This window comes from Streptomyces sp. P5F9 (assembly GCF_057961495.1).
Genome location: NZ_JBXVPZ010000323.1, coordinates 1 through 11126 on the forward strand (window position 1 = coordinate 1; position 11126 = coordinate 11126).

Sequence of the window (11126 nt, forward strand, 5' to 3'; positions counted from 1 at the left end):
CCGCCCCACCCGCTCCGCGCGCAAACACCGCCGAATCGACTCCGGGTCCAGGCCCTCGTTGCATGCCTGGTGCAAGAGGCGGGCGAACAGGTAGTCGGGGTCCGCGCCCAGGGCCATGGCCAGGGCCTCCCTGGCCTCCAGGTCGTCGCCGGTCGACCAGGCGACCCAGCCGGCGAGGGTGAGAGGGGCCGCGGCGTGTTCGCCGTACGGTCCGACGCAGCGGCGGGCCAACGCGCGCCAGAGGCGCAGGGCCGGTACCGCGTCGTCGCCCTCCATCCATTCGGCGGCGCGGTCGCGGGTCGTGCGGTCCTGGAGGCCGAGGATCAGCGTGGCGGCTTCGTCGTGGGCGAGCAGTGCGTCGTCGCGGAAGTCCGAATGGAGGGCGCCGGACACGTGTGGTGCCGCGGCGAATCGCCTCATGATCCGCTGGGCCAGATCCAGGGTCTCCTGCGCCACGTCCGCTCGGCTGGCGTCGTCGAGGATCCTGGGAACCAGGGTCATACCGGCGGCATCCAGCGCGGCTTCCTGCCGAAGCGCTACAGCCGTCTCCCAGGGCTGCAACCTGGCCCGCAACTCCCGCAGCGTGCCCCGCACTTGGAGTCCTGCGTAGGTCGCCGCAGCGGCCAGTACGGAGGTGCCTGGCAGCCCCATCGGGGATCCGTCGACCGGGCAACATCCCTCGGTCGGGCAGCAGTAGGACCAGAAACGGCCGTCCGAGATGCAGAGCGCCTCGATCACGGTCACGTCGAGTCGGCCGCACTCGGTGCGCAGTTTCTGCACGAGCGGGCGCAGGCGTTCCATGACCTGGCGCCCCGACTCTCCCAGCGCCGGTTCCTGACAGACGTAGGCGATCATCTGCTCGGGCCGGGTTCCCCTGCGCTCGCTGCCGGTCACCAGGCCGTGGGCCAACTGCCGGGCCACGGAGGCCCAGTCGTCCGCGCCGGCGGGAATGCCGAGCCTGGCCCTGCCGCCGAACCGGCCCCGGCCGCCCCGATCGTGCAGGGCGACGAGGACGATGCTGTCCTCGGGGCGGTACCCGAGCAGATAGGGCAGGGCGTCGGCGAGTTCGGCGGGCGAGCGCAGGGTGACTTGGTGCTCGGCGCCGTGTCGCTCGTACGCGGTGGGGTCGATGTCGCCGTTTTCGGAGGATCCGGTCGTTTCGCTGTGGTTCGTCATGCGTCGACGATCTCGCGGATCGCAAAGTTCCGCTTGAGCCTGTGGATAAGTCCGGTCAGGGACACGCCATATGGGGTTCGCCAGGGTCAAGTCGGCCCACATGACCCGGGAATCCGGACCGCCCTCGGCAATCGTGTGATCGCCCCGCGGGGAGAGAGCGACCGAGGCGATGCATTCGCGGCAATCAAGACTCGCCCGACCGAGGCTCTTCCGCGCCACCGGAGCTCGCCCCGGCTCAGCGCGAATCACCACACCCGTAGGCAGCCGTCAACCGACCGCAGGCCGCCTACGACAAGGATCCCTAAACGAAACCTCAGCCCGCCGCAGCCAAAACCAACGGAAGAACCTGTTCACTGCCTGCCCTGCGGAGCAGTCGGGCAGCGACCGCGAGCGTCCAGCCCGAGTCTGTGTAGTCGTCCACGAGCAGGACAGGGCCGGGAGAGGCGGCAAGGGCATCAGCCAGTTCCCCGGAGACGGCGAAGGCGTCGGACAATGCCCTGAGGCGTTGAGCCGAGTTGCTGCGGCGTGCCGCGTGCGTGCCGTCGGGTCCGGTGTACGTCAGGGTGCCCAGGAGGGGGAGGCGGCCGATGCTCGCGATGCCCTGGGCGAGGGAACCGACCAACTGCGGGCGGCCCAGGGACGGTACGGCCACGACGCCCACGGGACGGGCGGAGGCTTCCGGGACGTTCGGTGCCCAACCGCCGGGAGAGCGCGCCCAGTCGGCGAGGACCGCCACCGCGGCTTTCAGCACGTCGTCGGGGACCGGGCCGTCGGGCGCGTTCTCGGCCAGCAGCGGGCGCAGCCGGTTGCCCCAGCCGATGTCCGAGAGCCGTCCCAGGGCCCGCCCCGTGGAGCACTGGTCCTTCGCCGGGATACGGCCCTTGAGGTCGACACCCAGCGCGGCCATTCCGGTCGGCCACATGCGGCGCGGCTCGACCTCCACGCCCGGGCGGTCCAGTTCCTTCGTCGCCCCCGTCAACGTCTCCGCGGAGACCGAGGAGTCGATCCAGGCGCCCGCGCAGTTGTCGCAGCGGCCGCAGGGGACCGCCCCCTCGTCGTCCAGTTGTTGGCGCAGGAACTCCATCCGGCACTCGGACGTGCTCACGTAGTCGCGCATGGCCTGCTGCTCGGCCGCCCTCTGCTTGGCCACCCACGTGTACCGCTCGGCGTCGTACGCCCACTCCGCGCCCGTGGCCGCCCAGCCGCCCTTCACTCGCTTGACCGCGCCGTCCACGTCCAGGACCTTCAGCATCGTCTCCAGGCGGCTGCGCCGTAGGTCGACCGCCGTCTCCAGAGCCGGCACGGACAACGGCCGTCCCGCGTCGGCGAGGGCCGAGAGGGTCTGCCGGACCTGCGTCTCGGGCGGGAAGGCCGTATCCGCGAAGTAGCGCCAGATGGCCTCGTCCTCGCGGCCGGGCAGGAGCAGCACGTCGGCGTGGGCCACACCGCGGCCCGCTCGACCCACCTGCTGGTAGTAGGCGATCGGCGAGGAGGGCGAGCCGAGGTGGACGACAAAGCCGAGGTCCGGCTTGTCGTAGCCCATACCGAGCGCCGAGGTGGCGACCAAGGCCTTGACCCGGTTCTCCTGGAGGTCGATCTCGGCCTGGAGACGGTCGGCGTTCTCCGTCTTCCCGGTGTATGAGGCCACCTTGAAGCCGCGTTGGCGCAAGAAGGCGGTGGCTTCTTCGGCGGCGGCCACGGTGAGTGTGTAGATGATCCCGGAGCCGGTCAGCTCGTCCAGGTGCTCGGCGAGCCATGCCAAACGGTGTGCGGCGTCCGGCAGTTGGACCACTCCCAGCCGCAGGCTCTCCCGCTCCAGCGGGCCGCGGAGCACCAGGGCCTCCCCGGCGCCCGTGCCCAGCTGTTCGGCCACATCGGCCGTCACGCGCGCGTTGGCGGTCGCGGTGGTGGCCAGCACCGGTACGCCGGCGGGCAGTTCGGCCAGCATCGCCCGCAGCCTGCGGTAGTCGGGGCGGAAGTCGTGTCCCCAGTCGGAGATGCAGTGCGCCTCGTCGACCACCAGGAGGCCGGTCGTCGCGGCGAGCTTGGGCAGCACCTGGTCGCGGAAGTCGACGGAATTGAGCCGCTCCGGGCTCACCAGGAGGACGTCGGTCTCGCCTCGTTCGACCTCTCCGTAGATGTCGTCCCACTCCTCCGGGTTGGCCGAGTTGATCGTGTGCGCCCGGATTCCGGCCCGCGCCGCCGACTCGACCTGGTTGCGCATCAGCGCCAGCAGCGGCGAGATGATCACCGTGGGCCCGGAGCCACGCCGGCGCAGCAGGGCGGTGGCGACGAAGTACACCGCCGACTTGCCCCAGCCGGTGCGCTGGACCACCAGCGCGCGCCGGCGCTCCTCCACCAGGGCAGCCACCGCCTGCCACTGGTCCTCGCGCAGCCGCGCCGTACCGCTCTGATCACCGACCAGCTCGGCGAGGATGGCGTCGGCTTCGGCACGCAGCTCCTGGTTGCACATGCCCCCATGCAACCGCACGCCACTGACAACGGCCCAATCCCCCGCCGTGACGAAGCACCCGAGAGCGTGTCGCGCACCCCGTCCGACCGGCTCTCTCTGGACCTCACGCACTTCAATGGCGTACGAAAGTGTCGTGCTCGAACGTCCCAGGCGTCGCGGGGTGACGCGTTGGGTAGGGATATAAGCCACAGACCGTCAGATAAGGGTCTGTGGCCCCATTTGCTCGTTGCCGCATCCCAGTTCGACAGCAAGAATTGGAGTCCGCTCCCCGCACGGTTCGTCCGTGATCCGGTAGGGCTCTGCTGCGGTGTGCGCTCCCCCGAATCCGACCCCGCCCGAAGTGTGGGCGCGTAGCCGAAGGGAGGACCGTGACCTTCGGATTCGCTCCGTCCTCCGCGGCATCCACGTCGACGTCTGCCGACCTGTCCGCCGCTTCCGCCAACCCTCTGGCCCGTCTGCTCGAACCCTCCGAATGGGCCGCCGCCGGAATCCCGTTGCTGCGCAATCCCCGCGAGGTCGTCAGCGGGCTGCACTCCCGGCACGGTCCGAGACCGGCAACCGCGATCGTGGCCGTCCTCGATCCGGACGAGCGGCTGCTCGCGAGCGCCTCGTTCGTCCGGCGGTCCGCCCCGGCCGACGGCTGGATGTTCCGCAACGCGCTGCTCGCGCAGCTGCGCCGCGTCATCCCGCACGATCTGCGCCGCCGCACCCCGGTGCGCACGGCCGTGCTGCTCTACTGCCGTGAGGGCGACGCTCGTTGGACGGAGGAGGACGGCGCGTGGATGTGGGGGCTGCGCGACGCCTGCACCCTGCACGGGCTGCGCTGCGGGGCGTACATCACACTGACCCGCGACGGCTGGCAGGTGCTCGGCGAGGGACGCGGCGGCCGTAGGCCCAGCGCGGACTCCGCACCGGAACCTTTCGCCATGTCCGAGGTGCCGCCCCTGCTGCCCCGCACCGGCGGCGCCGCCTCGGAGGTCCTGCGCCGCGCCGCGGCCCGCTGACACCCGGTCCGGGCTCCGGCCCGGACCACACGGCCCCACCGTTGTGGAGTCCTACGACGCCGAGCCGCCCGCACTCCGGTCGCGGCGCACGGGACGGAAGTGCAGCCGCGGTAGGCGCGCTTCACCGAGCGCACCAGAAATCCGCGCACGCCGAACGCGTCGCCGTGCACAGACCGCCGCGACGGCGTTCAATAGCCGCCGTCGCCCTCCGAGAGCCTTCCGGGAGTCCCCGGAAGGGGTCAGACGCCCGCGCCCAGTGCCGAGTTGATCTGCTGCGGGTCGCCGCAGACGATCAGCAGGGTGCCGGCCCGGCCGCGCGCCAGGGGCAGGGCGGTGGCGGCAACGTCGGCCGCGCCTCCGTTGAGGGCGACCACGACGACGGGACGGGACGCCGCCCGGCTCGCGATGGCGGCGTCCGCGTAGAAGACGTCGTCGCGCGCGTCGTGCTGCGCCCAGTAGGAAGCTTCGCCGAAGGACAGTTCGTGGGCGGCCCACGGGTGCGGTTCGCCGGTGGTGATCACCAGCACGTCACCGGGGGCGCGGCCCGACTCCAGGAGCAGGTCCACGGCTTCCTCGGCAGCGTCCAGCGCGCCCTCGGCCGAGGCCGGGATCAGCTGGATCTGCGGGGTCGCCACAGCGGTGTCGGAGGAGGCCGGAACAGCCGGACCCGAGGGTCCGGGCTTGGCCACGGCCACGTCACGCGGCGTGCGTTGCGTCGGCGCGACGCGGCCACTGGCCGGAGTGGCGCTGGGACCCTGGGCACTCTCGTGAATCTGAGGCTCCTCGGGAATGAGAGGCATGAGCTGATTTTTATCAAACGCTGGTGCGGCTTGCGGCAGCGGGTGGCACATCAGTGCGAGCGGAACGGTCAGAAGTCGAAACCGAGCTGGCCCTCGATCTTCGGAACGTTTCCCTCCGCCCAACTGCGGGCCTTCTTGAGATGCCGCCACTGAGGCAGCGCATCAAGATACGCCCACGACAACCGGTGGTACGGGGTGGGCCCCCGCTCCTCCAGTGCGGCCTTGTGCACGGGTGAGGGATACCCGGCGTTGGCCGCGAAAGCGAAGTCTGCATGGTCGATGCCCAGTTCGGCCATCATTTTGTCGCGCTGAACCTTGGCGATCACCGAAGCGGCCGCGACCGCCACGCACGACTGGTCGCCCTTGATCACCGTACGGACCCGCCAGGGGTCCCCGAGGTAATCGTGGTTCCCGTCGAGGATGACCGCGTCGGGGCGTACGGGCAAGGCCTCCAGAGCACGCACCGCGGCGAGCCGCAGCGCGGCCGTCATCCCCAGGTCGTCGATCTCTTCGTGGGAGGCGTGTCCCAGGGCGTACGCCGAGACCCACTTGCGGAGTTCCTCGGCGAGTTCGGTGCGTCGTCTGACCGCGATGAGCTTGGAGTCAGTGAGGCCTTCGGGGGGTCGGCGCAGTCCGGTGACCGCCGCGCAGACGGTGACGGGGCCGGCCCACGCACCGCGCCCCACCTCGTCGACGCCGGCAATGACCTTGGCCCCGGTCGTGGCGCGCAGTGAGCGCTCGACGGTATGAGTGGGTGGTTCGTACGGCATGGCGTGCTCAGCGTACGCCGCCGGGACCCGCTCTGCGACACCCGGGTTTCCGCGAGCCCGCCGAAGACCGCTCCGATCCGGCTTCACGCACCGCCGGGCCGGAGCAGCGGAAGCATCAACTGGTCGATCATTTCCTCGATGTCATGGTCGGCCCATTCACTGCCGCACATCTTGGAGCGGTACATCATCATCGCCGGGATGGCGTCCAGGACATAGCCGTTGGAGGCGTCGGAGCGGACCTCACCTCGCTCTATTCCTCGGTTGATCACCTCCCCGAGCAGTCGGATCGTCGGTTCCACGACCCCTTCGAAGATCACGCCGTGGAAGCGCTCCGCCTGGGCGGTGTCGCATTCGTGAATCACCGAGCGCAGGGCGTATCCGGGGCGTGAATACATCGCGTCGCGCGCCTGCACGCACAACGCCAGCAGGTCCTCGCGCACATTCCCGAGGTCGGGCGCCTCGTTCAGGCGCGGCAGCCCTGCCTGCAGCGCGTCCGCCACGAGGTCCTCCTTGGAGGACCAGCGCCGGTAGACCGCGGCCTTGCCGGTCTGGGCGCCGGCGGCGACGCCTTCCATCGTGAGGGCGTTCCAGCCGACCGTGCCGAGTTGCTCCAACGCGGCGTCCAGGATCGCGCGTTCGAGCACGGCGCCGCGGCGTCGGAGGGAGGCCGCCTGAGCGGGGGCGGCCGTCCAGCCCGAAGTAACCATCTGAGTTTCTCCAGCGAGCAGTGGAATGGGGGATTCCGGGGATCGGGGATGCGTCACGCGGCAGCGACGGGGACGTGCCGCACGAAGGCGAGTTAAGTGAACGCTTGCGTTCACTGTCGGGGACTCACTACCGTTGACGCGGCAGTGAACGCGAGCGTTCACTAACACACTTGTGGGGGACCCATAGTGACAACCTCTCAGTTGATTCAGCACCCCAAGCCAGGAGCGGCCCGCCGGGAGGGGCATCCCGGCATCGCGCTCGCAGTCATCGCGGCCTGCCAACTCATGGTGGTACTCGACGCGACGATTGTGAATATCGCTCTCCCGCACATTCAAGCCGCACTCAGTTTCAGCACCACCGACCTCACCTGGGTCGTCAGCGCCTACACGCTCACCTTCGGCGGCCTGCTCCTTCTCGGCGGTCGGGCCGGCGACATCCTCGGCCGGCGGCGGGTGTTCACCACCGGCATCCTGCTCTTCACCTTCGCCTCGCTGCTCGGCGGTCTCGCCCAGGAACCCTGGCAGTTGCTGGCCGCGCGCGTCCTGCAGGGCATGGGTGGCGCGATCGCGTCGCCCACCTCGCTGGCACTCATCACCACCACGTTCCCCGAAGGGCCGGAGCGGAACAGGGCGTTCGGAGTCTTCGCCGCGGTCTCGGCGGGCGGCGGCGCGATCGGACTGCTCGCGGGCGGCATGCTCACCGAATGGCTCGACTGGCGCTGGGTGTTCTTCGTCAACCTGCCGATCGGCATCCTGATCGCGGTGCTCACACCGCTGTACATCAACGAGTCCGAACGGCACACCGGCCGCTTCGACATCGCGGGCGCACTGACCTCGACTGCGGGCATGGCGTCCCTCGTCTACGGCTTCATCCGCGCGGCGGACAAGGGGTGGCGCGACAGCCTGACCATCAGCTCCTTCGCCGCGGCGATCGTCCTGCTGCTGGCCTTCGTGATCACGGAGTCCCGGGCCAAGGAGCCGATCACCCCGCTCCGGATGTTCGCCGACCGCAATCGCTCGGGCACCTACGTGATCATGCTGAGCCTGGCCGCCGCGATGTTCGGCATGTTCTTCTACATCGTGCTCTTCGTGCAGAACGTGCTGGGGTACAGCCCGATCCAGGCGGGTCTCGCGTTCCTGCCGGTGACGGTCGTGATCGCGGCCGGCGCGGGGCTGTCCCAGCGGTTCCTGCCGGTGCTCGGGCCACGCCCCTTCATGCTCATGGGCTCGACTCTCGCGGTGATCGGACTGGCCTGGCAGACCCTCATCAGCTCGGACAGTTCGTACGTCGGCGGAGTGCTCGGCCCGATGCTCGTGTTCGGCTTCGGGATGGGCCTGAACTTCGTGACGCTGACGGTGACCGCCGTCTCCGGTGTCGCCCAGCACGAGGCGGGCGCGGCCTCCGCGCTGCTCAACGCCACGCAACAGGTGGGCGGTTCGCTCGGTCTGTCCATCCTGACCACGGTGTTCGGCTCGGCCAGCAAGGACGAGGCGAAGAAGCAACTGCCGAAGTTCCTGGCCGACGGATCGGCGGGACAGAAGGCGGCGTTCTCCAAGTCGCACCAACTGCCCGCGCCATGGGGGCACGAGGTGCTCGCGCACGGCATCGCGACGGCCTTCGTCCCGGCCGCCGCGATGGCCGTACTCGCCCTGCTCACCGCCTGGTTGGTGATCCGGGTCCGCAAGAGCGACCTCGACGCCCTCGCGGGCACGGCGGGTGCGGGAGTCGGCTGACCGCCGGCCGGGCCGGGTCAGGGCTCGGCCCACGGACACCAGCGAAAACCCCATGAACACACCCCCAACTGCCGTGCCCTGCCTGTGCGGACTCATGTGTCGCACGGCGACTGCCACGACAACGGGCGAGCGGTCACTGAGAGTTCCCGACGGGCACGGAGAGTTTCGGTCGGATGCGGGCGGCGCTGTCCGGGTGGCGAGGTGGGCAGTCAGACGGACGCCGGAACCCAGCCCGGCAGCGCCTCCGTCCGCTCCAGCCACCCGGCGGGCGGCGCCCCCGCCTTCCCGCCGGCGATCACACCGCCCACGATGGCGCAGGTGGTGTCCACGTCCCCGCCGACCTGGGAGGTGTCCCAGAACGCCCCCTCGTAGTCGCCGAGGCCGCGCGCGGCCGACCAGAGCGCGAAGGGGACCGTGTCGTGAGCGGACGTACGGCGTCCGCAGCCCAGGACGGCCGCGACGGTGCCGGGATCGGCGTAGTCGAGCATGTCCCGGGCGCGCCGCAGGCCCGCGCCGACGGCGCTCTTCGGTACGAGCGCGATGACGCCGTCGAGGAGTTCCTCGGCACTGGGCGGGCCGCCGGGGGCCGCTGCCAGCGCGGCGGCTGCGGCGACGGCCATGGTGCCGACCACGGCCTCACGGTGCTGGTGCGTGGGGTAGGCGGAGATCTCCGCCTGGTGCGTGGCCTGCTCGGGGTCGTCCGCGTACCAGGCGCCCAGGGGTGCGATGCGCATCGCCGCACCGTTGCCCCAGGAGCCCTGTCCGTTGAAGAGCGCGGCGGACAGTTCGCGCCAGTCGCCGCCTTCGCGGACGAGGCGCAAGAGCCGGTTGACTGCGGGTCCGTAGCCGCGGTCGAAGTCGTGGTGTTCGGCGAAGGAACGGGCCAGGGCATCCTGGTCGATGCGGCGGTGGGAGGCCAGGACGGCGACCACGGAGCAGGCCATCTCCGTGTCGTCAGTCCACTGCCAGGGAGTCAGAGGCAGTTCGCGGCGCTTGAGCAGCGGGTGGTTCGCCGGGACGAAGAATTGTGAGCCCAGCGCGTCGCCCACAGCGAGTCCGCGCAAGCTGGCCAGGGCACGGTCCAGGCGCCGGTCGGGAGTGCCGGAAGAGGAGTCAGCGATCATCGGCCCGCCACCCTATCCGGTGATCCCGTACGGCTCCGGGTCTCGCCAGCTGTCGAACGGCCGGTCCAGCGCGTACCTGCCGTCGTCTCCCAGAACGAGCATCCGCATCTCGGCGTTCCCGGGATTCGACAGCGACTCGAACTCCGCGACCGTCCAGTGGAACCAGCGCATGCAGAACAGCCGCATCGCCAGGCCGTGTGTCACCAGGAGCACGTTCGGCGGGTGGTCGGGGGCCTCGAAACTGCGGTACAGGCTCTCCAGGAACCCGCCCACCCGGTCGTAGACGTCGGCGCCGGACTCGCCCTGGGCGAAGCGGTAGAAGAAGTGTCCGTACGCGTCCCGGTACGCCTTCTGGAGGCGTACGTCGTCGCGGTCCTGCCAGTTCCCCCAGTCCTGTTCGCGAAGCCGGGGCTCCTCCCGCACGCGGACGAGGTCGGGGTCCAGGTGGAAGGCCCGGAAGGTCTCGTGCGTACGGCGGTACGGGGAGACGTACACGCTGATGCGCTCGCGGCCGAACACCTCCCGCAACCGCTTTCCGGTCTCCTCTGCCTGTCGCCAGCCCTGGTCGGTCAGCGCCAGGGAATGGTCGGGTTCACGCTCGTACACAGTGTCATCAACATTGCCCGTTGACTCGCCGTGCCGGACAAGGACGATGCGCCGTGGTCGTGCCATGCCAAAACCCTAGATCGAGTGACGGCATATCGAGCACTCGTACGGGCTCCATACGGCGTAGGTCACACGAATTGTGCCCGATGGGCCACATAGGGGCCCACGATTCACGCAGTGGGACGCCGGTGACGTCAGTTCGGATTTCAAACCGTCCAGGACGGTTCCAGTTGGACGATGTCCCCCGTGAGGGAGTCGATGTCCGCCTCGATCTGGGCCCGCAGCGCGAGCCGTTCGACCCGCTCGGTGCGGTACTTGCCGTGCTCGGCGGCCGAGTGCCACATCGACAGCACCATGAACTCGTGTCCCGGGGCCTCGCCGAACAGCCCGCGGAGCATGCCGGGGGAACCGGCCATCGCCGGGTTCCAGACCTTCTCCTGCATCAGCGTGAAGTGCTCGGCGCGCTCCTCGTGGACACGGCACAGGGCCACCCGCACCAGGTCGGCGTCGGTGAAGCGCGGCTCGAAGCCGGTCTTCACGTCGAAGCGGTGGTCGAACAGCTTGACCTGCGCGTCCTTGAAGGTGCCCGCCTGGGCCGACGCCAGCCGGTCGTGGGATCGGGCCATGAAGGAGTCGTAGAAGGCACGGCTTTCCCAGAACGCGAAAATGTGTGCCACCCCTGGCCGCGCTCTGCTCCAGCCTCCCCCCTGTCCCCGAAATCCCGGCTCCCCC

Annotated in this window: 10 protein-coding genes; 2 read left to right on the forward strand and 8 right to left on the reverse strand. The window is 70.0% G+C overall.

Translation table 11 applies throughout. From position 1 onward, the window contains the following. Together AC31A1_RS36170 and AC31A1_RS36175 are read right to left on the reverse strand one after the other, a co-directional pair. A partial coding sequence (locus AC31A1_RS36170) for a DUF4192 domain-containing protein (protein ID WP_489657372.1) occupies positions 1 to 1176 on the reverse strand: 1176 nt, incomplete at its 3' end. A gap of 313 nt (positions 1177 to 1489) precedes the next feature. Further along, on the reverse strand, positions 1490 to 3649 hold the full coding sequence (locus AC31A1_RS36175; RefSeq protein ID WP_489657373.1) for a RecQ family ATP-dependent DNA helicase: 2160 nt from the start codon (positions 3647 to 3649) through the stop codon (positions 1490 to 1492). Between the two features lie 368 nt (positions 3650 to 4017). On the opposite strand from AC31A1_RS36175, the gene AC31A1_RS36180 reads away from it, so the two are divergent. Beyond that, a complete protein-coding gene (locus AC31A1_RS36180; RefSeq protein ID WP_489657374.1) occupies positions 4018 to 4653 on the forward strand; it encodes a hypothetical protein in 636 nt (211 codons plus the stop codon). Between the two features lie 239 nt (positions 4654 to 4892). Here the strand turns inward: AC31A1_RS36180 and AC31A1_RS36185 are convergent, their stop codons facing one another. From AC31A1_RS36185 to AC31A1_RS36195, 3 genes are all read right to left on the reverse strand, one after another. Beyond that, a complete protein-coding gene (locus tag AC31A1_RS36185) occupies positions 4893 to 5453 on the reverse strand; it encodes a hypothetical protein (protein ID WP_489657375.1) in 561 nt (186 codons plus the stop codon). Between the two features lie 68 nt (positions 5454 to 5521). Beyond that, positions 5522 to 6223: a ribonuclease HII gene (gene rnhB, locus AC31A1_RS36190; RefSeq protein WP_489657376.1), complete on the reverse strand. Its 702-nt coding sequence runs from the start codon at positions 6221 to 6223 to the stop codon at positions 5522 to 5524. 83 nt (positions 6224 to 6306) lie between these two features. Then, positions 6307 to 6930: a TetR/AcrR family transcriptional regulator gene (locus AC31A1_RS36195; RefSeq protein ID WP_489657377.1), complete on the reverse strand. Its 624-nt coding sequence runs from the start codon at positions 6928 to 6930 to the stop codon at positions 6307 to 6309. Between the two features lie 186 nt (positions 6931 to 7116). On the opposite strand from AC31A1_RS36195, the gene AC31A1_RS36200 reads away from it, so the two are divergent. Further along, positions 7117 to 8664: an MFS transporter gene (locus AC31A1_RS36200; RefSeq protein WP_489657378.1), complete on the forward strand. Its 1548-nt coding sequence runs from the start codon at positions 7117 to 7119 to the stop codon at positions 8662 to 8664. A gap of 209 nt (positions 8665 to 8873) precedes the next feature. On the opposite strand, the gene AC31A1_RS36205 is transcribed toward AC31A1_RS36200, so the two are convergent. The 3 genes from AC31A1_RS36205 to AC31A1_RS36215 all read right to left on the reverse strand — a co-directional run. Next, complete coding sequence (locus tag AC31A1_RS36205; protein ID WP_489657379.1) at positions 8874 to 9788, reverse strand: ADP-ribosylglycohydrolase family protein; 915 nt, start codon at positions 9786 to 9788, stop codon at positions 8874 to 8876. Positions 9789 to 9800: 12 nt separating this feature from the next. Further along, positions 9801 to 10460 carry a histidine phosphatase family protein gene (locus AC31A1_RS36210; protein WP_366436423.1) on the reverse strand — a complete coding sequence of 220 codons (660 nt, stop codon included), beginning with the start codon at positions 10458 to 10460 and terminating at the stop codon, positions 9801 to 9803. Positions 10461 to 10600: 140 nt separating this feature from the next. Further along, on the reverse strand, positions 10601 to 11126 hold a 526-nt coding region (locus tag AC31A1_RS36215; RefSeq protein WP_489657380.1), incomplete at its 5' end, for a DUF4937 domain-containing protein.

Coding starts and splice junctions, on each gene's coding strand:
- AC31A1_RS36175 (WP_489657373.1), bottom strand. CDS start 3,649: ATGTGCAACCAGGAGCTGCGTGCCGAAGCCGACGCCATCCTCGCCGAG.
- AC31A1_RS36185 (WP_489657375.1), bottom strand. CDS start 5,453: ATGCCTCTCATTCCCGAGGAGCCTCAGATTCACGAGAGTGCCCAGGGT.
- rnhB (WP_489657376.1), bottom strand. CDS start 6,223: ATGCCGTACGAACCACCCACTCATACCGTCGAGCGCTCACTGCGCGCC.
- AC31A1_RS36195 (WP_489657377.1), bottom strand. CDS start 6,930: ATGGTTACTTCGGGCTGGACGGCCGCCCCCGCTCAGGCGGCCTCCCTC.
- AC31A1_RS36205 (WP_489657379.1), bottom strand. CDS start 9,788: ATGATCGCTGACTCCTCTTCCGGCACTCCCGACCGGCGCCTGGACCGT.
- AC31A1_RS36210 (WP_366436423.1), bottom strand. CDS start 10,460: ATGGCACGACCACGGCGCATCGTCCTTGTCCGGCACGGCGAGTCAACG.